The 25,538-nt window shown below is 35.0% G+C and carries 15 protein-coding genes; 14 read left to right on the forward strand and 1 reads right to left on the reverse strand.

Annotation, left to right across the window (positions count from 1 at the left end; translation table 11 throughout):
* The first annotated feature begins 4 nt into the window (after positions 1-4).
* The gene (locus WN975_RS08325) at positions 5-1,174 is read left to right on the forward strand and encodes a DUF4861 family protein (RefSeq protein WP_337966122.1); all 1,170 of its coding nucleotides are present in this window, start codon (positions 5-7) and stop codon (positions 1,172-1,174) included.
* Between the two features lie 276 nt (positions 1,175-1,450).
* On the opposite strand, the gene WN975_RS08330 is transcribed toward WN975_RS08325, so the two are convergent.
* A complete protein-coding gene (locus WN975_RS08330) occupies positions 1,451-2,533 on the reverse strand; it encodes a LacI family DNA-binding transcriptional regulator (RefSeq protein WP_338140828.1) in 1,083 nt (360 codons plus the stop codon).
* Between the two features lie 75 nt (positions 2,534-2,608).
* On the opposite strand from WN975_RS08330, the gene WN975_RS08335 reads away from it, so the two are divergent.
* The 13 genes from WN975_RS08335 (at position 2,609) to WN975_RS08395 (ending at position 25,468) form a co-directional block, all read left to right on the forward strand.
* A complete protein-coding gene (locus tag WN975_RS08335) occupies positions 2,609-3,616 on the forward strand; it encodes a sugar kinase (protein ID WP_337966123.1) in 1,008 nt (335 codons plus the stop codon).
* A 204-nt stretch (positions 3,617-3,820) separates the two neighbouring features.
* Positions 3,821-4,270, forward strand: a complete 450-nt coding sequence (locus WN975_RS08340; RefSeq protein ID WP_337966124.1) for a YhcH/YjgK/YiaL family protein — start codon at positions 3,821-3,823, stop codon at positions 4,268-4,270.
* 4 nt (positions 4,271-4,274) lie between these two features.
* Complete coding sequence (locus WN975_RS08345) at positions 4,275-4,949, forward strand: bifunctional 4-hydroxy-2-oxoglutarate aldolase/2-dehydro-3-deoxy-phosphogluconate aldolase (RefSeq protein ID WP_337966125.1); 675 nt, start codon at positions 4,275-4,277, stop codon at positions 4,947-4,949.
* A gap of 3 nt (positions 4,950-4,952) precedes the next feature.
* Complete coding sequence (locus tag WN975_RS08350; RefSeq protein WP_337966126.1) at positions 4,953-5,765, forward strand: SDR family oxidoreductase; 813 nt, start codon at positions 4,953-4,955, stop codon at positions 5,763-5,765.
* A 348-nt stretch (positions 5,766-6,113) separates the two neighbouring features.
* Positions 6,114-7,298, forward strand: a complete 1,185-nt coding sequence (gene uxuA / locus WN975_RS08355; RefSeq protein ID WP_337966127.1) for a mannonate dehydratase — start codon at positions 6,114-6,116, stop codon at positions 7,296-7,298.
* A gap of 154 nt (positions 7,299-7,452) precedes the next feature.
* Positions 7,453-8,865: a glucuronate isomerase gene (gene uxaC, locus WN975_RS08360; protein ID WP_337966128.1), complete on the forward strand. Its 1,413-nt coding sequence runs from the start codon at positions 7,453-7,455 to the stop codon at positions 8,863-8,865.
* Positions 8,866-9,039: 174 nt separating this feature from the next.
* Positions 9,040-10,413, forward strand: coding sequence for an MFS transporter (locus tag WN975_RS08365; protein ID WP_337966129.1), 1,374 nt, complete (start codon positions 9,040-9,042; stop codon positions 10,411-10,413).
* A gap of 164 nt (positions 10,414-10,577) precedes the next feature.
* Positions 10,578-12,218: a DUF4955 domain-containing protein gene (locus WN975_RS08370; RefSeq protein ID WP_337966130.1), complete on the forward strand. Its 1,641-nt coding sequence runs from the start codon at positions 10,578-10,580 to the stop codon at positions 12,216-12,218.
* Between the two features lie 279 nt (positions 12,219-12,497).
* Entirely contained in the window at positions 12,498-16,589 is a 4,092-nt protein-coding gene (locus WN975_RS08375) for a two-component regulator propeller domain-containing protein (RefSeq protein WP_337966131.1), read from the forward strand.
* Positions 16,590-16,802: 213 nt separating this feature from the next.
* Positions 16,803-19,805, forward strand: coding sequence for a TonB-dependent receptor (locus WN975_RS08380; RefSeq protein WP_337966132.1), 3,003 nt, complete (start codon positions 16,803-16,805; stop codon positions 19,803-19,805).
* A 198-nt stretch (positions 19,806-20,003) separates the two neighbouring features.
* A complete protein-coding gene (locus WN975_RS08385) occupies positions 20,004-21,515 on the forward strand; it encodes a RagB/SusD family nutrient uptake outer membrane protein (RefSeq protein ID WP_337966133.1) in 1,512 nt (503 codons plus the stop codon).
* A gap of 246 nt (positions 21,516-21,761) precedes the next feature.
* Entirely contained in the window at positions 21,762-22,946 is a 1,185-nt protein-coding gene (locus tag WN975_RS08390) for a glycoside hydrolase family 88 protein (protein WP_337966134.1), read from the forward strand.
* A 104-nt stretch (positions 22,947-23,050) separates the two neighbouring features.
* The gene (locus tag WN975_RS08395; RefSeq protein WP_337966135.1) at positions 23,051-25,468 is read left to right on the forward strand and encodes a glycoside hydrolase family 2 TIM barrel-domain containing protein; all 2,418 of its coding nucleotides are present in this window, start codon (positions 23,051-23,053) and stop codon (positions 25,466-25,468) included.
* Positions 25,469-25,538: the final 70 nt, after the last annotated feature.

The raw sequence follows: 25,538 nt of genomic DNA on the forward strand, positions 1-25,538 counted from the left end.
AATTTTGAAAAAAAATCTATTATTAACCGCAATTTTGGTAAGTAGTTTTGCCGTTTATTCGCAAAATAAAACCATAACTATTACCAATTCTCTAGCCATTGACAGAGAATTTGAAACGATTGAACTGACTAAAAAATCTCTTGGTTTGCCTTCTTCTTCCAAACTTGAAGATTATTCGGTTAAAGAAAGCGGAACAAGTACGTTTTTAGAAACTCAGGTTGTCGATACTGATGGTGATGGTAATTCGGATTTATTGTTATTTCAGCCAAAAATTGGAGCTTCTTCAAAAAAAGATTTTCAGGTTTTGGTGGCTACAAATCCTGATGCTACAAAAATTGTAAACTGTTATTCGAGATTTGTTCCGGAAAGAACGGATGATTATGCTTGGGAAAACAATAAAGTAGCTTTTAGAACTTATGGTCCGGTTGCTCAAAAAATGGTTGAAGATCATGTTGAAGGCGGAACTTTAACAAGCGGAATCGACGCGTGGTTAAAAAGAGTCGATTATCCAATTATCAATAAATGGTACGAAAAAGCAACTTTAGGAACAGGAACTTATCATAAAGATACGGGCGAAGGCTTGGATAATTTTCATGTTGGAGAAAGTCGTGGCGTGGGCGGAATTGCCGTTAAAGTAGATAATAAATATTATTTTTCTAAGAATTTCACCACTTGGAAAACCATTACTACAGGACCAATCAGAACGAGTTTTATCCTGACTTATGCAGATTGGGATGCAAAAGGCAATAAAATAACCGAATCTAAATTAATTAGCCTCGATTATGGAAGTTATCTTTCTCGTTTTGAAATCAATATTAAAGGCACAAAAGAAATCGCTGCAGGATTAACGCTTCATGACAAAAAAGGAACTATTGGAACCAATATCAAAGAAGGTTGGTTAAGCCATTGGGAACCTCTTGATGATTCAGAATTAGGAACTGGTTTGGTTGCTCCAAAAGGTACTTTAAGCGGATTTGACAACTATATTACCAACGATAAAGACTTGAGCAACTTATACGGAAACTTAACCGTGAAAAACAATAAAGTCGTTTATTATGTTGGTTTTGGATGGAAAAAAGGAAGTCCATTTCAAACTAAACAAGAATGGGAAACTTATTTGAGTTCATTTGCTTCTAAAATAAATAATCCTCTTACAGTGAAGGTTAAGAAGTAGTTTTTTTGCCCACGGATTTGGCAGATTTTAACTGGTTTACACGGATTTTTTTGTTTTTATTCGCATTTAATGTCATTGCGAGGAACGAAGCAACCTCACTAATAATGAGACACAAAGTTTGATTTAGCAAATGTGGTTGCTTCGTTCCTCGCAATGACTTTGATTGTGGACAAGATTGCGCGAAATCTTTGTCAAAGTTTAAAACTTTGACAAAGATTTACAATAAAAAAGATCTGTGTAAACCCGCCTAAACCCGCTCAAATCCGTGGGCAAAAACTATTTCCTAGCCGGAAAATAATTCTCTTTCAATATAATTTCCAACGGAATATAATGTGTGTCTTCAACGGGTTCCTGAAGCACTAATTTCTTGTATAAATGATTGATTCCCATATATCCTTGTTCTTCGGGTCTTTGATTAATCAGGAAATCAATTACACCTTTATTGAGATATTCGATGTTATCATTTAGTAAATCGTAACCAATAATTCGGACGCCTTTTATATTGTTTTGCTCTAAAAATCGCGCTACAATATAAGCTCTGGAATTAGGTACAAAAACACTATTTATACCTGAAAACATCTCGAGATTTAACTGATCAATTCCAGAATCTTTGATGGTAACTTCTGAAAATTTGAAGTTTTGAAGTTCTTCATGGTCTTTAAAAAAGGAATAAAATCCATCAATACGCTGCAAATAAACAGATGTACTTTCTATCTCTCTGGTAATTTTAAAGATCAAAACCTGTCTTTCGTTTTTGACAGCAAAACTTATTAATCTTCCCGCCAAATATCCGCTTTGAAAAGCATCTTGCCCGACGTAAGCATGATTCTGATTGGTTTTTATATTCGAATCAATCATCACAACCGGAATATTCTTTTTTTCATATTCGTTTAAAAAACGAACAGATTCTTCATAGAAAATTGGAGCAAATAACAATCCATCACAATCAAATTCTAATACTTTTTTGACCGCTTCTTTAAACGAAGCAGTATTAAAATCATAAAAGAAATAATCCAGAACAATTCCGAATTTACTGAATTCTACAGCCGCTTTTTCTATTCCTTTAATTTGGCTTTTCCAATATTCCAGATTTTCATATTTAGGCAAAAAAACCACAAAATGAAATTTTTTATTCAGCGCTAAATTACTCGCCAGAATATTTCTTTTGTAACCGTATTGTTCGATTATAGCATTGACTTTATCGACATTCTCCTGAGTCACTTGCCCACGATTATGGATAATTCTATCAACTGTTCCAGGCGAAACATTGGCTAGTTCTGCAATTTTTTTAATCGTTATGATATTGATTGTTTTTAAGTTAAAAAGATTCTGTAAGACTGTAAAATTAATTTTTTTTATTAAAGATAAGTTGTTTTAGTTAACTTTTTATATACATTTGCAATAACCCGTGTGCGTACACGTAAAATTACACATATGTCAAAAACAATCATAACTTTTGGTGAAATCCTGCTAAGACTTTCACCTCCTAACCATTCAAAACTTTATAAATCAAGAACATTTGAAGCACATTATGGTGGCGCTGAAGCAAATGTTGGCGCATCATTGGCTTTATTTGGATGTGATGTAAAATTTGTAACCTCAGTTCCAGATAACGAGTTGGGAGATTCCGCTTTAAGCGAATTAAAATCTTATGGAGTAGAACCAATTGCTGTAAAACAAGGAAAACGTTTGGGAGTTTATTATTTTGAACAAGGCGCATCAGAAAGACCGGGGAAAGTTTTGTACGACAGAGACGCTTCATCATTTGCAAATCTTAAAAAAGGTATGATCGATTGGGAAGCTATTTTTCAGGATGCCGATTGGTTTCATTGGTCTGGAATAACAGCGTCTTTAACCGAAGATCTTGCTATTTTATCTAAAGAAGCTCTTGAAGCAGCTTCAAAATTAGGATTAACAATTTCTGCAGATTTAAACTATCGTCCAACGTTATGGAATTATGGTAAAAAAGCGTCTGAAATTATGCCTGATTTGGTTCAATATTGTGATGTATTGTTAGGCGGTTCTGATGATTCTGAAAAGTGTCTGAATATAAAAATAGAAGAATCTGAAAGTATTGATTCTGTTTTTAGCAAATGGAAAAAACAGTTTCCGAGACTTAAAACAATTGTTTCGACAATGCGCTATGATGCCAATGCTTCGTCAAATACAATTGGCGCTGTTTTATGGAACGACGGAAAATCATTAAAATCTAAAGAATATAAAATTTCACATATTATTGACAGAATTGGTGCCGGCGATGCCTTTATGGCGGGATTAATTTACGGACTAATAAGTTGGCCAGAATCATATCAGGAAACTCTTGAATATGCTGTTGCTGCTTCTTGCCTAAAACATTCGATACCGGGAGATATTAATTTATCGAGCGTATATGATGTTACGGCGCTTATGAATGGTGCAAGTGGCGGAAGAGTTATTCGGTAATTTATTTACCCACTGATTAAACGGATTGAACAGATTAACACTGATTTATTTTAATATACAAAGGCTAGTTTTTTTTCTAAAGATGGTATAAAATGTAGCGATAATTTTAACATTCGCCTATAATAATTTAGAAAAAACAAAACACTTATTTAAGTTTAAACTTCTACCTTTCTCTGTATTAATTAAAAATATAAAAACAAAAAAATGATAGTAGATTCATTACACAACGCAGCAAAATATTACGGTTTACATCCAAATTTTCAAAAGGCATTTGAGTATGTAGAACAAAATGATATTTCGGTTCTTGAAGAAGGCGCTTTTGAAATTGCAGAAGGTTTAAAAGTAATTGTAATTATTGGCGAAGGAGCAACTCGAGAAGAAAGTATCAAAGGATTTGAATGTCACGATCAAAATATTGACATTCAGATTTCGATAAAAGGACCTGAAACTTTTGCGTGGAAACCAAGAGAAAAATGTATTAGTCCAAATGGGGATTATAGCTACGAAAGAGATGTTCGTTTTTTTCATGATAAACCAGATATGTTTTTTGAATTACAGGAAGAACAATTTACAATATTATTTCCCGAAGATGTTCACGCAGCGATGATTGGCGAAGGATTATTGAAAAAAATAGTGATTAAAGTTAAAATTTAAGGTCATGAAAACAATTCAAAATACGATTGATATTATTTCGGAACAAGGGATTTTGCCTTTGTATTTTAATACTGATGAAAATATTAGTATTGAAGTTTTACGTTCCCTTTACAGCGTTGGAATCAGAGCTGTAGAATATACCAATAGAGGTTCGCAAGCATTGGCGAATTTCGAGAAAATGGTTGCCGTGAGAAACACCGAAATGCCTGAAATGTTATTAGGAATTGGTACTATAAAAAATCTGGATCAGGCGAAAGAATTTCATGCTGTTGGAGCTGACTTTTTTATAAGTCCGGGTTTTGTTCCTGAGGTTTCAGATTTCTTGAAAAGTAAGGAAATATTATATGCTCCGGGTTGTATGACGCCAACAGAAATTATCGCTGCTGAAAATGCCGGAATAAAATTCATTAAACTTTTCCCGGGAAACATATTGGGGCCTGAATTTTTAAGCAGCATTAAAGATGTTTTTCCTTCTCTAATTTTTATGGTAACCGGCGGTGTAGATACCACTCATACAAGTATTAATAGTTGGTTTTCTGCTGGAGCTTCGGCTGTGGGATTAGGAAGCAAACTGATTAGTAAAAAACGCATGGAGGAAGGCGATTTTAATTTAATCGAAAATGAAGTTAAAAAAGCTATTGAGATCGTACAGATCATTCAAAAACAATTAGTAAACTAATATATGGATTCAATCTTTAATCTAAAAGGCAAAATTGCCCTTATAACTGGCGGCGCCGGAGTATTGGGAAGTAATTTTGCCAATGTTTTGGCCAAACAAGGCGTTATCACCGGAATCGTTTCTCAATCGATTGAAAAAGCCAATAAAACCGTAGAAGCAATTCAAAATAATGGCGGACAAGCTTTTGCGATTCAGGCGAATGTTTTAAATCAGGAAGAGCTTGAGAAAGCAAAAGATTTTATCGTAGAAAAATATGGTCGGCTGGATATTTTAATCAATGCGGCTGGCGGAAATATGCCCGGTGCAACAATAAGCCCGGATCAGGCATTTTATGATATGCAAACTGAAGATTTACAAAAGGTAATTGATCTTAATATTATTGGTACAATGTTGCCATCACAAGTATTTTCGGAGCTTTTTGCGAAACAAAAACAAGGTATTATCATTAATATTTCATCGGCATCTGCGCAAAGACCTTTGACGAGAGTTGTTGGATATTCGGCTTCAAAAGCGGCTATTGACAATTTTACACAATGGATGTCGGTTGAACTTGCTTCGAAATATGGTGAAGGAATTCGGGTAAATGCTATTTCTCCGGGCTTTTTTATTGGGGAACAAAACAGGGCTTTATTATTGACGCCGGAAGGAAAATTGACGCCTCGAGGCGAAAAAATAATCGATCATACTCCGATGGGAAGATTTGGAAAACCCGAGGATATCGATGGCGCACTTTTATTTTTATGCAGTGATATGTCAAAATTTGTGACGGGAACTATTATTAAGGTTGATGGAGGATTTTCGGCATCTAGTATTTAATTTTTTATGTCGATTATACTGTAAGAAGTTTTACCGCAAAGTTCGCAAAGGTTTTTCGCAAAGTTTGCAAAGCTTGTTTTTATCTCGCTTTGCTTTGAGATCGCAAAGGGATTGTGAAAATTGAGAACGTTCTTGGCAGAACGAAAAATACATAAAATAAGAAAAAATTCTTTTGAAAATGAATGTCCTAGCCCCGATAGAAGTGGAAATCCTTTTATTTTTTTTCTTTAAAAAAATAAAAGATTGGAACGGATAGCGGGAAATAGCTCCTTAACATTATTAATAAAAAAAATATCATAATATCTATAAGGTTTTGAAAACCTTGCAACACAAAAAATAAGTCAAAAAATGGAACAAACATTAAGATGGTTCGGACCAAATGATCCTGTTTCTTTACAAGATATTCTGCAAACTGGCGCAACCGGAATCGTAACGGCATTGCATCACATTCCGAATGGAGAAGTTTGGAGTATTGATGAAATTATCAAGCGAAAAGTTGAAATTGAACATGAAAACGGAGATCCGAAAAAAGGGGCTTCGGGTTTGACATGGTCGGTTGTAGAAAGTATTCCGGTTCATGAAGACATCAAAAAACAAACGGGAAATTATCTGGAATACATCGAAAATTATAAAGAAAGTATTCGGAATCTGGCTTTGTGCGGAATCAAATGCATTTGCTATAATTTCATGCCGGTTCTTGATTGGTCCAGAACTGATTTGGCTTATGAAGTTGCTGACGGTTCAAAGGCTTTACGCTTTGATATTAATGCATTTGCAGCTTTTGAATTGTATATTTTGAAAAGACCAGGAGCCGAAAATGAATATTCGCAAACGCAAATTCAAAAGGCAAAAAGCTATTTTGAAACCATGACTGACGCTGATAAAGTGAAGTTACAGCAAAACATTTTGGCAGGACTTCCGGGTGCTGAAGAAGCGTATTCGGTAGAAGATTTTCTGGTGACTTTAAGCGGATATAATCATATTGACAGAGCGACTTTGAAGCGAAATCTTTTCTTCTTTTTGAAAGAAATTATTCCAGTTGCAGAAAGCAAAGGCGTTTTGATGGCGATTCATCCTGACGATCCGCCCTATCCTATTTTGGGTTTGCCAAGAGTTGTAAGTACTGAGGAAGATTTAATAGAATTAATGGCTGCTGCCGATTCAAAATCGAACGGATTTACGATGTGTACAGGTTCATACGGCGTAAGAGCAGATAATGATTTACCCGGAATTGTGAGACGTCACGGCGATAAAATGAACTTTATTCACCTGAGAAGTACGGAAAGAGACGAAGAAGGCAGTTTTTTTGAAGCGAATCATCTTGAAGGCGATGTCGATATGTATGAAGTTGTAAAAGCGATTATTGAAGTCGAAAAAAGAAATAATAGTTCGTTGCCAATGCGTCCGGATCACGGCCACCAAATGCTGGATGATTTGAACAAAAAGACAAATCCGGGATATTCGGCGATTGGACGTTTAAGAGGTTTGGCTGAGTTAAGAGGTCTTGAAATGGGAATTAAAAAAAGCTTATAAAATACTGTTGTCGGGATATTAACACGAATTGCACGAATTATCACTAATTCTGTTCGTGTAATTAATTTCACAAACTAAGTTAATCATTAGAATTAGTGCAAATCTGTGGAATTCGTGTTCAAATATTTCTAAATAGTGCTCAAAAAAATATTTTATGTCTGAAAATAAATTTATTACTGAGGATTTTCTGTTGTATAATAAAACAGCGGTTTCCTTGTATCACAACTTTGCCAAAGCACAACCTATCATAGATTATCATTGTCATTTGTCTCCAAAAGATATTGCCGAAGATCGTCAGTTTTCGACGATTACGGAGATTTGGATTGAAGGCGATCACTATAAATGGAGAGCGATGCGCGCTAATGGAGTTTCTGAAAAATACATTACGGGAGACGCTTCAGATTTTGAGAAGTTTGAGAAATGGGCTGAAACTTTGCCTCATACTTTGCGAAATCCTTTATATCATTGGTCACATTTGGAATTGAAACGTTATTTTGGAATTGATTTATTATTAAATAAAGAAACGGCAAAAGAAATTTATAATTCTTGTAATGAATTGCTAAAAAAGCCTGAATTCAGTGTCAAAAATTTACTTAGAAAAATGAATGTCAAAGTTGTAGGAACAACTGATGATCCTACTGATGACTTACAATTCCATCAAAAACTTCGTGACGATCAATTCGAAATTTTGGTTTTGCCTTCTTTCAGACCTGATAAAGCGACTGAAATCGAAAAAGGACAACTCTTTGTAAACTGGGTTCAGAAATTGGAAACTGCTGTTGGTTTTTCTATAAAAGATTATGCTGATTTTATAAAAGCAATCGGATTAAGACATGACTTTTTTCATGAAATGGGTTGCCGAATTTCGGATCACGGACATATTAAATTCTATGCCTCAACTTATACCGAATCTGAAATAGAATCAATCTTTAAGAAAGGATTAAATGTTTCGGAATTGAGTGTTATTGAAATCGAAAAATTCAAATCGGCGGTACTTTTTGAGATTGCTTTGATGAATCATAAAAGGTCTTGGGCGCAACAATTTCACGTAGGTGCAATCAGAAATAATAATAGCAAAATGATGCAATTATTAGGTCCAGATCAGGGATTTGACTCAATTGGCGATTTAAATATGGCTGATAATATAAGTGGTTTCTTTGATAAATTAAATTCTGCAAATGGATTGACAAAAACTATTGTCTATAATTTGAATCCGCGTGATAATGAAGTTTTTGCTTCTATGGCTGCGAATTTTAATGATGATCTAATTCCGGGGAAAATGCAATATGGCGCTGCGTGGTGGTTTTTAGACCAAAAAGACGGAATGGAAAAACAATTAAATGTGCTTTCGAATTTTGGTTTATTAAGCCGATTTGTTGGTATGGTTACGGATTCGAGAAGTTTTTTGTCTTTTCCGCGTCATGAATATTTCCGCCGAATTTTATGTAATATTTTAGGAAATGAAGTCGAAAATGGTCAATTGCCAAATGATATTAATTTGATTGGTGAATTGGTCAAAAATATCTGCAGCGAGAATGCTGAACGTTATTTTAATTTTAAAGAATAAAAATGTTTTTGCTCTCGCAGATTTTGCAGATTAAGCAGATTTCATTTTTTAATCTGTTAATATAATTTATAAAAATAAAGATTACCGTTTGAGGAAAAAAGTTCAGAAAACAGCTTTTTTATAACCACCCCAAACTTTTACCATTTAAAAACAAAATGCTCTTAACTAACTATCATGACTATCAAAACCGAATCAATCGGAAGGTACCGCTGGACCATCTGCGGGCTACTTTTCTTTGCTACTACAGTTAATTATCTGGACAGACAAGTCCTGAGTTTACTGGCTCCCAGCCTTTCTGAAGAATTTAATTGGAGTAATACCGATTATGCTAATATAACAGCCGTTTTTCAGTTTATTTATGCGCTTTCGATGTTATTTGCAGGACGATTAATAGACAAATTAGGCACGAAATTAGGCTATATTCTAGCCATTTTCATTTGGTCAATTGGCGCGATTATGCACGCATACGCAATCCCGATTGGGAATACTTTTAACAACTTATTAGTTTGGCTTGGTATTGGAGCTGTTCCGGTTTCGATTGCCGGTTTCATGATTTCGCGAGCTTTTCTGGGCTTTGGAGAATCAGGAAATTTTCCCGCTGCGATAAAAGCTACAGCCGAATATTTCCCTAAAAAAGAACGTTCTCTGGCAACCGGAATATTTAATTCGGGTTCAAATGTTGGAGCAATTTTAGCTCCATTAACCGTGCCTTGGATTGCTGTACATTGGGGTTGGCAAATGGCTTTTATAATCATTGGAGCAATTGGTTTTATATGGATGTTTTTCTGGTATGTTTTGTATGAAAAACCAAGAAACCAAAAAAGAATGTCGGCTTCAGAACTTGCTTATATCTTTGAAGAAGAAGCTATTGAAGAAAGTTCAGCAGAAAATTTAAAACCTGAAAAAATCTCGTGGCTTAAACTTTTAAGCTATAAACAAACCTGGGCTTTTGCAATTGGAAAATTCCTGACGGATGGAATTTGGTGGTTCTTTTTATTCTGGTTGCCAAAATATCTTGAAGCACAATTTGGAATGGAAAAAACCGAAATTACGATTCCGTTAGCCGTTTTATATAGTATGACAATGGTTGGTAGTATTTACGGCGGATATTTTCCCATGTATTTCATCAACAAAGGTCACAATCCTTATGAAGCCCGAATGAAAGCGATGCTTATTATTGCGCTTTTCCCTTTGTTTGTGCTTCTTGCGCAGCCTTTGGGTTATATCAGTTTTTGGATTCCGGTCTTATTAATTGGTGTTGGAGCTTCTGCACATCAGGCTTGGTCGGCTAATATTTTCACCACAGTTTCAGACATGTTCCCTAAAAAAGCGATTGGTTCTATTATTGGAATTGGCGGAATGGCGGGCGGACTTGGCGGTGTTTTGGTGTCGAAACTAGGCGGTGCTTTATTTGATTATTACGAAGGTTTAGGTCATATCGAAACCGGATACACCATCATGTTTGTGCTTTGCGCTTTGGCTTATTTAGTGGCTTGGAGTATTATGAAAACATTGGTTCCTAAATATAAACTGATTACAGATTTGTAATGTTTTTGCCCACGGATTTTACGGGTTGAACGGGTTTTCGCTGGTTGTCATTGCGCAACATCTTTGTCAAAGTTTAAAACTTTGACAAAGATTAAAAAAATCCGTGCAAACCAGTTCAACCCGCCAAATCCGAGGGCAATAATTCTCTTAAAAAAAACTCAAACATGAAACGTCAAGCCCTTATTATCTATAGCCTTTTCATTAGTATGAATGTTATTGGGCAGGAATTGCCTAAAATTCTTATGCAAAAACCTGTCACTAATTATCTTCCTGATTTTAGTTATGCGGGATATCATTTCGGCGAAAGCCAACTTCCTGAAATTGACGGAAAGATTATAAATGCAGTGGATTTTGGCGTAAAAGCTAATGATGGTTTAGATGATTCTAAAGCTTTATTGAAAGCCGTAAAAGCAGCAAATGCAGTTGAAGGAAATGTGATTTTGCAATTGCCTGCCGGGAAAATTATTCTGAGTGATATTATTTATATCGAAAGAAGCAATTTTGTACTTCGCGGAACTGGTTCTGGTGAAAACGGAACTGAAATTTATTTTCCAAGACCAATGATGTATCTCCAAAATCCGGAATCATTGGCCGAATTGAGAGAATATTTAACCACGTTTGATAAAAGACAACGCGAATCTGAAAATAATATCGATTTGCCTTTTTCTCAATATGCTTGGTCTGGTGGATTTATCTGGACGCAGATTCCGGGTGAACGTGTAAAATCTTATTTGGATAAATACGAACCTGTACCAAATATTCTTGCCAAAGTAAGCGTAGGAAATATGGGCGAACATATAATTACGGTTTCGGAAATTAAAGGTTTAAAAGTTGGCGATATTGTAGAACTTCAATTGTTTAATAAAGACGGTGAAAATGGCGAAATCATCAAAGATTTATACAAAGGTGCCAATGTAAAACCGGGTTCTCATCATTGGAAATTTCCAAAACTTCCAATCGTAAGACAACAAGTTGAAATCACTAAAATTTCAGGTTCTAAAATTACTATCAAAACGCCTTTGACAATTTCGATAAAGCCAAGTTATCAGGCGCAATTGGTTGAATGGAAACATTTGAATGAGGTTGGAATTGAGCATATTCGCTTTACTTTTCCGGATATTCCAAGAGTGGCACATCATGTTGAACCGGGAAATAATGCCATATTTTTAACGCGCGTTTTTAATAGTTGGGTCAAAGATGTTACGATTACCAATGCTGACAGCGGAATTTTGGGCGAAGAAATTTCGAATGTAATGATTCAGGATATTGTGACTGATGGAAATCATATGGCGCATTATACGGTTACTTTGGGCGGTGTTCACAATGTTTTGGTTAAGAATTTAAAGATTTATAATAAAGCTGTTCATCCGTTAAGTTTCAACACTTTTGCGACTAAAAATGTGTATCAGAATTGTGAAATATTTGCTGATCCGCTTTTAGATCAACATTCGGGAGCTAATCATCAAAATTTATTCGACAATATTACCGTGCATTTTACGCCGGATAAAAATAATAGTTACGCCTTATTTGGCGGCGGCGGTGCTGATTATTGGAAACCGTCTCACGGACCTTTCAGCACTTTTTGGAATCTGAATGTTCAGATTGAAAAACAATCTGATAACACAAAACCTGTTTTACTTTACGGAATGAAAGATGGTCCTTTTGCCCGAATTATCGGCGTGAACGGAAATGTTAAATACGAAGTAAAATATGAACCTGACGCTTATATTGAGTTTCTAAATACGGCAATGGATAAAGTTCCTTCGTTGTATGATTATCAATTGAAAAAGCGGTTGAAAAGATAATCTCGCAAAGACGCGAAGTCGCAAAGTTTTTTGCCACAGATTTCACAGATTAAAAAAATTAATTACTATGCTTTAAATAGCCACGAATTCACGAATGATTGCGCGTAATGATTATAAAAAATTCGTGAATTCGTGGCGAAAAAAACCTTTATAATCTCTGGCAAAATTAATTACGAATTCACAAATGATTGTGCGTAATGATTATAAAAATTCGTGAATTCGTGGCGAAAAAACCTTTGAACCTTCAACTCTGAACCTTTGCACCTTAAAAAAAAAGCTATGAAATATAAAATTGCTTTTCTGGTTTTGCTATTTGTTTCGGGGAATACATTTTCCCAAAATAAATATCGGCTAAAAAATATCTCCACTACTGACGGGCTTTCGCAGAGTTCTGTTATTGCCATTCATCAGGATAAATTTGGGCAAATGTGGTTTGGTACGCGCGACGGACTCAATAAATATGACGGAAGCAGATTCACGGTTTTTAGAAATGATGTTACGGACAAAACCTCAATTAGCAACAATGATATTTTATCGATTGAAGAAGATAATTTAGGTCAATTATGGGTTGGAACTTACAACGGACTTAATTGTTACAATCCGGTTACGAATACTTTCAAAAGATATCTGCACAACAAAACTAATCATACGATAAGCGGAAATGCTATTTGGGCAATCAAGGAAATTGGCGGCGAAATGTGGTTTGGAACTTCAAAAGGATTGTCGATTTATAATAAAAAAACAGGGTTATTTACTTCTGTTTTTCATTCGGATACAGATAATTCGACTTTGCCGAGTAATAATATTACCAGCATCGTAAAATCTAAAAAAGGAGAAATCTGGATTGGAACAACTAAAGGTTTATGTCAACTTTCAAGCCGAAAAAACGATAAATTTTCTTTTAAAAATTATCCGCTAAATACTACTGATCTCCTAAATATTCAATCAATTAAGGAAGATAATCTGGGAAATTTATGGATTGGAAGTAAAAACAAAGGACTTCTGAAATTTGATAAATCGGCGAACAAGTTTGTTTCTTTTTTATCTGAATCTAATTATAAAGAAATCAGCACTGATATTCGCGCTTTGGCTTTTGATAATCAAGGTTCTTTGTGGGTTGGAGCTTATGATGGAATCTATATTTTAGGTAAAGATAAAAGCATTCAAAAAATAAACAACAGCAATAATAACAGCGGAATTGACAAAGTAAAATCGGTATTTATTGATAAAAAAGGTTCGGTTTGGATTGGCTGTTATTATAAAGGCGTGAATATTTGGGATGTTTCCAATGTGAATTTTTCGAATTATAATCAGAATTCCAAAAAGATTCCGATGAGTTTTGATGTCGTGAGTTCTATTATTACCGACAAAAATCATAATGTTTATTTTGGAACTGAAGGCGGCGGAATTACCATCTATAATACAAATACCGAAGCTGTAAATTATATAAACAGTAAAACGTTTCAAACGAATAAAAACGACATTAAATCAATGTGCCTTTCTGAAGATAATATTCTCTGGATTGGAACTTTCTCTAAAGGATTATCGGCTTACAATGTGATTTCTAAAAGAATTGAAGACAACCGAATTGCTCCGGAATTAAGTAATTTATTGAAAGAAAGCGGCGTTTATTCTCTTAAAACAGAAGGAAACGGGGTTTTATGGATTGGAACTTTTGGCAAAGGTTTGATTCGATATAATACTATTGCCAAGACTTTTCAGGTAATTGGAAACGATCCAACTTCTGCCAATTTTCTGACGAATAATATCGTTCGAACTATTTTGGTCGACAAAGACAAACTTTGGATTGGAACTCAAAACGGACTTAATTGCATTTCGCTAAAAGATTTTCAGCATAATAATTATACTATAAAACATTACTTTTTTGATGCTTCGGCTTTGTCCGGCGATGATATTCTGACTTTGTTTAAGGACAGTCAAAATAAAATTTGGGTTGGAACGAAAGCTAAAGGATTGCATTATTTTGATGGAAAAAAATTCAACAAAATCAATCTCAAAGTTGGAAACACGATTATTACTTCGATACATTCTATTCTTGAAGATGCCGAAAAAAAGCTTTGGATTAGTACTAATCAGGGAATTATAAAATACAGTACGACTCAAAAAACGATTGTACTTTATGATCAGAAAGACGGTTTAGCAAGCAATGAATTCAATGATAATGCGGCTTTAAAATTAGATTCGAATAAATTTTATTTCGGAAGCCCGTCTGGAGCAACTTATTTTGATGCCAAGAAAATATCTTTAAATCAATATGCTCCGCAGGTTTTAATTACTGATTTGAAGATTAAAAATCAAACGGTTCGTGCCAACGATACTACGCAAATTCTGGAGAAAAGCATTGGTTATACCAAAACGATTACGCTGGATTATGACAAATCTAATTTCTCGATCAATTTTGCGATTCCAAATTACATTCGATCCAAAAATAATCAATACAGTTATCGTTTGACAGGATTGGAAAACAACTGGACAACGACCAAAAATACAGAGGCAATATTTGCAATTCAGAATCCGGGAACTTATACTTTTGAGGTAAAAGGCGCCAACAACGACGGCGTTTGGAATAAGGTTCCGACTACTTTGACAGTGATTGTAAAACCTGCTCCGTGGCGCAGTATTTGGGCATTTTTATTCTACGGAATTGTAATAGGTTTGGGATTATACGGTTTAATCTGGATTATGAAATCGAAAGCTAGTCTGAAACAAAAACTGGAATTAGAATATCTTGAAACGAAACGTATCGAAGAAAATAACAGAGCAAAACTGGACTTTTTCACCAATATTTCGCATGAATTCAGAACGCCTTTGACTTTGATTTTAGGTCCGTTGCAACAAATTTTGGCCGATTATAACGGAACGAACGAAATGTACAAAAAGCTGTTGGTTATTGAAGGAAGTGCGAATCATCTTTTGAGTCTGATTAATCGTTTGATGGATTTCAGGAAACTCGAAAACGATCAGGTTGCGCTGGAATCTGCTAACGGAAATATTGTAAAATTCACTAAAGAAATCTTTTTGTCTTTTATCGAATATGCCAAAGATGGCGGTTATACGTACACTTTTGAATCATCTGAAGAGGAAATACTGGTTTATTTTGATCGTTATAAATTAGAACGTGTTTTTTATAATTTGATTTCAAACGCTTTTAGATACACTCCAAAAGGCGGAAATATTAACATCAAAATAAATCACGATCACGAAAATCTTTTTATAAATGTAGAAGATTCGGGAGTTGGAATTGCGGAGGAACATATCGATAAAATTTTCGATTTATTCTTTGAAGTTCCGCTACACAATAATGTTCAAAAGAATTATAATAAAGGAACGGGAATTGGATTATCAATTGTCAAAAATATCGTAAAACTTCATAAAGGAAGCATCGATGTGATTAATAAAAAATCGGAAGGTGTTATTTTTAAAGTAACGCTTCCGTTGGGTCGCGCGCATCTTTTGGATAGTGAAATTATTCAGGATTTTAAAATCAGTGATGACATTGCGCAATATACGGCTCAACTTGAAACTCCGGAAATAACAAATCATGAAGACATTGATGATCTTGTTGTTAATGCCGAAAAACAAACGATTCTGATTGTTGAAGATCATAAGGTTTTGAGAACTTTTATGAAAAATTTACTCAAAAAAGAGTACAATATTATCGAGGCTGAAAACGGAAAAGTGGCATTGGAAAAAGCATTGCAATTTATGCCGAATTTAATTATCAGCGATGTTATTATGCCTGAAATGGTGGGAACAAAACTTTGTTCTATGATAAAAGAGAATATCAAAACGAGTCATATTCCGGTGATTTTATTGACTTCGAGATCTTCATTAGTCTATAAATTTGAAGGTCTTGAAAGTGGCGCCGATGATTATATCAGTAAACCTTTTAATTTAATGGAATTTAAACTTCGAGTTAAAAACCTATTGAATTCGGCTGAAAGATTGAAACTTAAATTTTCAAGTGAAGACAGTTTTATTCCGTCAGAAATCACGGTTTCGTCTCTGGATGAAGAATTATTGAAAAAAGCATTTAAGATTGTAGAGGATAATATCTCAAACGAGTTATTTGATATTCCGTTTTTCTGTTCAGAATTGGGTGTAAGTCGTACGATGTTATTCTTAAAAATTAAAGCCTGGACAAATTATACGCCAAACGAATTTATTCATGAAATTAGATTAAAACGTGCGGCTCAATTATTAGAACAAAATAAATTGAATGTCTCTGAAGTGAGTTATAAAGTTGGTTTTAACAATCCGAAATACTTTAGCAAATGTTTCCAAAAAAGATACGGAGAAACTCCATCACAATTTGCTGACAAATTTTCGAAACCAATGTCGGTATTTTAAAAAATCCACTGTTTTCAAGGCTTAAAAAAGGGTATCTGTATTTTTAGATACCCTTTTTTGTATTTCTATATCGTTTTCGAAATATACATTTGCCTTATGAAATTCAAAAAAACAAAATTCGTATTGCTTCAAATTCTGTTTGTGGCGCTGATAATAGGAATGAGTTTATTGCTTTTTTATTTTATCTAACATTAACCTTAAACCAAAAAATGAATGTTTACAAACCAAAAAATTAAGTCGCTTAAATGGTGCTTTCTGGTAGTCTTTTTACTGGGAAGTATTATTGTAGAAGCACAGGAAAGAAAAGTGACTGGAAAAGTTACTTCGAGCGAGGATTTACTCGGACTTCCTGGTGCCAATGTATATGTTAAAGGCTCGTCTGTGGGCGCTACTGCGGATATGGATGGAAATTATAGCGTTTTTATATCTGAAAAAAATGCTGTTTTAGTTTTTAACTTCGTAGGATATCAAACTGTAGAAGTTCTTGTAGGCAATAAAACTGTCGTGAACATAAGCTTAAAACCGGATACTAAAAATCTTGACGAAGTAATTGTTGTAGGTTACGGTACACGTAAAAAGAGCGATATCACGGGATCTGTGTCTTCGGTTACGGCAAAAGAACTTACGGCCTATCCATTATTAAATGCAGAGCAAGCTTTGCAAGGTCGTGCAGCGGGGGTTTCAGTGCAATCTAATAATGGTGGCGAACCGGGCGCTCCGGTAAAAATCAGGGTTCGTGGCGGAACGTCGATCAATGCAAGTGGTGATGCACTTATTGTTGTCGATGGTTTTGCGGGCGTTGCAATGCCGGCGCCTCAGGATATTGCTTCTATCGAGGTTCTTAAAGATGCATCTGCAACGGCTATTTACGGATCAAGAGGTTCAAACGGGGTTATTATGGTTACGACCAAAAAAGGAAAACCTGGAAAACCGGTTATCGAATTTAGCAATTCAACTTCGGTACAATCTGTAAACCATAAATTGGATTTATTAGACGGAGATCAATTTGTAGCGTATAGAAAAAGTTTTACAACGCATACTTCGGGCGGAGCAAACACGGATTGGCAAGATGTAATTTATCGTGAAGGAATGATTTCGAATACTTCGCTTTCGTTTTCCGGAGGTTCTGAGAATGTGAGATATTATGTTTCCGGAAACTACTTTAATCAAAACGGGGTTGTAATAAATTCAGGAATTGACAAATACACAATTGTAAGTAATCTTGAAGCTGATTTGTCTGATCGTTTTAAAGTTGGTTTGAATTTGTTTCAAAGTAAGCAAAACAAAGACGGAATCATTAGCCAAACTGGCGCTGGAGGAACTGGTGCTGCGGGTGTAATTGCGGCTGCGTACAGATTTATGCCTGATAAAGGAATTTATAATACTGACGGAACTTATACTACAACGGCTCCAATTGGGGATGATATCGATAATCCATATGCAACTGCAATGGAAAATATTCTTGAAACGGTTTCGATCGTAAACAGATCTAATTTCTTTGCACAATATAAAATTACTAAGGATTTAGATTTTAAAACTACTTTAGGTTTAACCGATAATAATTCTCAAACTGGTCGTTTTATTCCTTCAACTTTAATTGCCGGAAAAAATATCAAAGGTGAAGCTTCTGTTAACAATACGAGATTTTCTTCGTTCTTAACGGAAAATTATCTTACGTATAAAAAAGAAATTATTGCCAGAGGAATCTTGACGGTTCTTGGAGGTTATTCTTATCAAAAGAACAAAAACGAAAGTTCTTACGCTGCTTCAAGAGGATTTTTGACGAATACCAATTCGTATCGCAATTTAGGCGCAGGAACTGTATTCTTAAAACCGGATTCTAACTTATCTGAAACAGAATTAATTTCGGCTTTTGGAAGGTTGAATTTTGATTATGACGATAAATATTTATTTACGTTTACAGCGCGTCGTGACGGTTCTTCAAGCTTTAGTGAAAACTACAAATACGGAACTTTCCCTTCTGGAGCGATTGGTTGGAATATTGGTAAAGAAAATTTCCTGAAAGACAACAAAACGATTTCGAATCTTAAATTGAGAGCGAGTTATGGTGCAACAGGAAATCCTTCGATTGGTGCCTACTCTACTTTGTCAAGATTCTCTGAGATTTATGATGTAAGTGGTGACGTAATTGTAAATGCGGTTCAATTGACTTCATTGAATAATCCGAACCTAAAATGGGAAACGTCTTATCAGCAAGATTACGGAATTGACTTAGGTTTGTTTGATAACAGAGTAAGTCTTACGGCAGATTATTACAAAACAATTACTAAAGATTTATTGTTTAACAGACCTTTACCTGGAGTTTCAGGAATTGCTTCTCAGCTTCAAAATGTTGGAGAATTAGAAAATAAAGGTTGGGAATTGGGTATTAATTCTAAAAACTTTATTGGTGCTGATTTCACTTGGTCAACAAGTTTCAACATTTCTTCGAATAAAAACAAAGTATTAAAATTAGCCGATAATAAAGATCTTTTAATCAACTCAACGCCTGGACATTTCCTTGCGACAGATTCTCAGATTTTGAGAGTTGGTCAGCCAGTTGGTGCTTTCTTCGGATTTATTTATGATGGTGTAATTCAGCAAGGTGAAGCGGTTCTTCCGGGGAACTTTGAAACTGTTGCTGGCGGTGAAAAATTCAGAGATGTCGATGGTAACGGAAAATTAGATTCTAATGATAAAACGATTATTGGTAACCCGAATCCTGATTTCATCTTTGGTTTAAACAATGATTTCACTTATAAAAATCTTGATTTAAATATTTTCTTCCAAGGTTCTGAAGGAAACCAAATCATGAATTATACTTTAATGGAATTGGCTTCAGGAAATAACAATGCAACTACAGAAGTTTTAGACGCATGGACGCCAACGCACACGGATACAAATGTTCCGGCAAATGCTGCAAGAACAAAAAGGGTTACGTCAAGATTTGTTTATGATGGAAGTTATATCCGTTTGAAAAACGTTTCTATAGGATATAGTTTAAGTGAAAAAATTGTTTCGAAAATTGGATTGAGTAAAGTTCGTTTCTACATCAGTGCACAAAATCTTTGGACAATTACAGATTATCCGGGTTCTGATCCTGAAGGAAATTACCTGAATGATACTAATGCGAGAAGTAACACGAACTTAGGTTTAGAGTACGGAAGTTACCCAAATGTGAGAACTTTCACTTTTGGATTTAATTTAAAATTTTAGTTTGAAAATGATCTTAAACACATAGAAACATAGATTTTTCTTTTTCAAAAAGAGGAAATTTAAAAAACTAGTTTTCACACATAGTTATACGCAAAATGCTATGATGATTAATGCAAGTGAAACGCCTTATTCAGCGTTTCTAAAAGCTATGCTTCTATGCGTTAGAATTATTACACCAAATACCTAAAAAATAATAACATGAAAAAATATATAGCTTTATTTTGTTTTGGAATAATGACTTTTGGCTGTTCTGATCTTGAAGAACATCCGGTTGGAATTATTCGTCCTGAAAACTTTTTTAAGAATACAGATGACTTACAAGCTGCTGTAAACGGAAGTTTTGCCAATATTGCCCACAATAATTACTGGGGAAGAGAATTTACGATTGCGTTAATGCTTCGCGACGATATGGCCGATATTGGCGACAGAACAACTCAGGCTGCCAGAATCGATGTCAATGACATGAATATGAATGATACTAATGCGCTTGTTGCTAACTTTTGGCCTCAATCGTATGTGATTATTACGGCTGCAAATCAGGCAATTGAAGGCGCTAAAAAAACTCCGGGAGATCCTGCAAAAATAAACGCAATTGTCGCTCAGGCTTATTTTGCAAGAGCTTTTACCTATTATCATTTGGTGAGAATCTTTGGTGATGTTCCTTATATTGATTTTATTGTGAACGATGTTTCTCAGGTAAATTCTCTTAAAAGAACTAAAGAAGCTGATGTTTATCTTAAAATTATTTCCGATTTAGAATTTGCAAAACAATGGCTTGAAGATAAACCAAAAGTAAAAGCTGTTCCTGGAAAAGGTACTGCGGCGGGTTATTTAGCATCGGTTTATTTGACTTTGAAAAACTACCAAAAAGCTTATGACGAAGCAAAATACGTAATCAATAACGAAGCTAAATTTGGTTTAGGATTAGACGCAGATTTTCAGGATTTATTTAATGCTACAAAAACAGCTTCGCTAAAAGAACCTTTGTTTACAATTGATTTTAATAACTTAGTATCAGGAAACTACGGACAAGATTATACTGCATTTTTTACAGGTTCTCTTAAAGACGAAAGTTACAGTTACGGACAAGGATTTTCGGTTGCTGTTCCTTCTTTAAAAGCCTTTAATACTTGGGATCAAAGAGATTACAGACGTGCCGTGAGTTTTGATACTATTATTAGAAAAAAAGTAGGTGGCGAATTAAAAATTTTCCCTTCAAGTGATAATGAAAAAGCGCCACGTCCGCATATTGCAAAATACTATCGTTTTCCAGGAAAAGCGGGTGCTAACGGAAGAACTTCTCAGCACAATTATATCACAATGCGTTTTGCAGAAGTATTGTTAACCGCTGCCGAAGCTCTAAACGAAATCACTCCGGGAACTGCCGAAGCTGATGGTTATGTAAACCGAGTACGCGCAAGAGCTAGAAATAAAGCAGGAAAACAAGTTTCGTTTCCTGCAAATGTAACGGCTGGAATGTCGCAATCTGATTTTAGAAAAATGGTTATTGACGAAAGAAGATTAGAATTTGCTTTTGAATATATCAGATGGTACGACATTAAAAGATTGCAAAACGGACCTGAAGTTTTTGGTCCAAATGGATTAGAACCGCACGCAAATTTTAATCCGAATAAGGATTATTTATTTCCGTTACCGGGAACTGAATTGGCGATCAATCCTAATTTAAAACCGAATAATCCGGGTTATTAAAGCAAATTAAAAATTTAGAATTAAAAATTAAAAATCTGTGATCGTTTTGACTCGAAACTCCGTCTGCTAAATCGCCAATCTTTGTCGAGCTACTTGTGGAGATTTCTCCTCCGTCGAAATGACAAAAATGTGGATAAAATCTGCATGAAATACTAAACGCATAGCTATTACTCTTTCACAGATTTTTAATTTTTAATTCTCAATTTTTAATTTAAAACAACAACAACATTAGATTAATTAGTAAGTATGAATAAAGTTAGTTTCATTTCTTTAATTCTTGGGTTTGCACTGCTGACAACAGCGTGCAAATCCGGAATTAATTCTTCAACAAAAGTTACCTCGACAACCACAAATAGTCTTCTGGAAACCAGATACAAAATGTTACTGGATTATCCGGTTGATTCTATGTCGATGCCAAGAAGTATGACGATTAAAAGCAATTTGATCAAGAAAGTTCCTTCGAGAGACTGGACAAGCGGATTTTTTGCCGGAAACTTATGGCAATTGTATCGTCTTACGGGCGATCATAAATACAAAACACAAGCTGAAAAATGGACTCCATTTAGCAAAAAGGAAAGTGTAAATAGTAATTCGCACGACGTTGGTTTCAAAGTGTTTTGCAGTTTTGGTGAAGCGCTAAAAGTGGAAAACAAGCAAGAATACAAAGACGTTATCATTAAAGGTGCCGAAACATTATGTACACGTTTTGATGCAAAAGTAGGTTCAATTCGTTCTTGGGATTTCAATAAGGAAATCTGGGATTATCCTGTTATTATAGACAATATGATGAATCTGGAATTGCTTTTTGAAGCTTCAAAATTATCCGGAAATCAAAAGTATCATGATATTGCTGTAAAACACGCCAATACGACATTGAAAAACCAGTTTAGAGAAGACAATAGCTGTTATCACGTAATCGATTATGATCCAAAAACGGGAACTGTGAGAAAGAAAACAACGCTTCAGGGTTATAATGATGATTCGGTTTGGGCACGCGGGCAAGGTTGGGCGGTTTATGGTTTTACAATGTCGTACAGATATACCAAAGATCCCGCTTATTTAAAACAAGCCGAAGCAACTGCAAAATTCTTTATGACCAATAAAAACCTGCCGGAAGATGGAATTCCGTATTGGGATTTTAAAGATCCAAGTATTCCAAATTCGCCACGTGATGCTTCTGCTGCGGCTGTTATGGCTTCGGCATTATATGAACTTTACAGCTATACAAACAATAAAAGTTATTTGGCTTTTGCCGATAAAATAATCAACTCTTTAAGTTCTGATAAATATGTTTTGAGTATCGATGTAAAAGCGCCTTTTATTCTGGATCACAGCACCGGAAACTGGCCAAAACATGACGAAATTGACGAACCTATTATTTATGCCGATTATTATTTTTTGGAAGCAATTTTAAGAAAAAGTAAATATTAAGGTACAGAGGTTCAGAGGTACAAAGCGACAAAGGTTTTTAGCCTCTAAGTCTTTTGCTCCTTTGCACCTTTGTTACTTTGAGCCTTTGAACCTAATTATACGCAATGAAAAAAATACTATACCTCTACAACAATACATTTTATACTTTTGCGCTTTTGTTTTTTTTTCAAATTTGTCTGAGCAGCATTTTTGCTCAGGCAAAAATGAATATCAATGACAATTGGCATTATTTAGAAAATAATACTTCGAGCCTAAACGAAGCCAAAAAAGCTACAAACTGGACATCTTTAAATTTACCTCACACTTGGAATGCCGAAGATGCAACGGATTTAAATCCGGGTTACAGACGTGATGCAAGCTGGTATTCTAAGCAATTAAATATTCCGAAAATTGATAAAAACCAACGTTATTCTCTCTATTTTGAAGGATCGAATGTAACAACCAAAGTTTATGTAAATGGTAAAGAAGCCGGCGGACATATTGGTGGTTATATTGGTTTTACCATTGATATTACAAACTTTATTAACGAAGGAAACAACGATATTTTTGTACGTGTTGACAATAGTTATGATATCGAAATTATTCCGTCTCAAAAAAGTGATTTCTTTATTTATGGCGGGATTACTAGGGATGTTTGGTTTGTATCTCAATACAAAAACCATATCGATAATTTGAAGATTACAACGCCTCAGGTTTCGGCAAAAACGGCTTCGGTAAACATTTTGGCTTCTGTTGTAAATCCTGAAAATACTGCTTTATCCTTAACGGTGATTCTTAAAAATCCGAAAGGAAAAAAAGTAGCTAGTAAAACGATTTCTGTTTCGGATAAAACGTCAACTATTAAATTCGAAAACATCAAAAATCCGGAACTTTGGGATACTGAAAAACCAAATCTATATTCGGTTACGGCTTTTTTATCGGAGAAAAAACAAATCAAAGATAGTATTACCGAAAAAGTAGGTTTTAGATGGTTTGAGTTTAAAGATCATGGTCCTTTTTACCTTAACGGAAAAAGATTGCTGATTCGTGGTACACACAGACATGAAGAACAAGCGGGAGTTGGCGCTGCAATGAGCAATGCACAGCATCGTGCCGATATGGAATCGATAAAAAGTATGGGCGCAAATTTTGTTCGCTTGGCGCATTATCCGCAAGATCCTGAAATCTACAAAGCTTGTGATGAACTTGGTCTTTTGGTTTGGGATGAATTGCCTTGGTGTCGCGGTGGAATTGGTGATGAACTTTGGCAAACGAATACTAAAAATATGTTGGTCGAAATCATCAATCAAAATTACAATCATCCAAGTATTATTATTTGGTCTCTTGGAAATGAAATGAACTGGCTTCCTGATTTTCCTGATGGCGATAATACCGAAAAGACGAATGTATTCTTGACGGAACTAAACGACATTGCACACAAAATGGATCCAAATCGAAAAACAGCGATTAGAAAGTATTATGAAGGTTCGCAAATTGTCGATGTGTTCTCTCCTTCTATTTGGTCTGGCTGGTATTCAGGAAGTTATAAAAGCTACCAAAAAGCAATTGACGTTTATAAAAAAGAATACAAACATTTTATTCACGCTGAATATGGCGGCGATAGTCACGTTGGGCGTCACAGCGAAAATCCAGTTACTGGTGAAAATATCATAAAAGCTGAAGGTTGGGAAGAAGCAATTGTTCAGACCAAAGTCGCGAATATTGCGCAAATTGGCGATTGGAGCGAGAATTATATCGTTGATTTATTCGATTGGCATTTGCATATATCCGAGAACGACCCGATGTTTGTGGGTAACATTCAGTGGGCGTTTAAGGATTTTGCAACGCCATTACGCCCAGAAGATGACATTCCGTACATGAATCAAAAAGGTCTTGTCGACAGAAACGGAAATCCGAAAGATGCTTATTATGTTTTTAAAAGTTATTGGAGCAAAGAACCTTTTACTTACATCGAATCGCATACCTGGACGGAGCGACAAGGACCTGAAAATACTCCGAGAACTTTGAGCGTTTTCAGTAATTGTGAGAAGGTTACGCTTTATCATGAAGGAAAATCTCTTGGAGAAAAACAAAGAAATCTTTCTCTATATCCTGCAAATGGTTTAACTTGGGACGTGAATTTTTTAAAGGGAGAAAATACGCTAATTGCCGTTGGTGAGACTAAAGATGGCAAAAAGGTTTCGGATACTTTGAAGGTTAATTATCGCTTTAAGAAAAATGATACGGCGACTTCTTTACAATTATCAGCTCAGAAATTAAAAAATGGCAATTATCTGGTCACAGCAATTGCAATTGATAATGGTAATTTGCGTTGTCTGGATTATGAAGAAAGTGTTTATTTTCAATGCTTGAAAGGTGGAAAAACCATGAAAAATCAAGGTACTCCAACCGGAAGTGAATCGATTAAAATGGCAAATGGAAAGGCTTCAATTGAAGTTGTTCCTGATGGTTCTGGTGTTCCAATTGAAATGACGGCTTTGAATCAGAGTTTTAAAGGGGAATATTTGAAGATTGAACAATAAATTTAACCGCAAAGGGCGCCAAGTGAAAAACGCAAAGTTCGCAAAGCTTTTTTTAAACTTTGCGAACTTT

The organism is uncultured Flavobacterium sp. (assembly GCF_951805225.1).
GTDB lineage: Bacteria > Bacteroidota > Bacteroidia > Flavobacteriales > Flavobacteriaceae > Flavobacterium.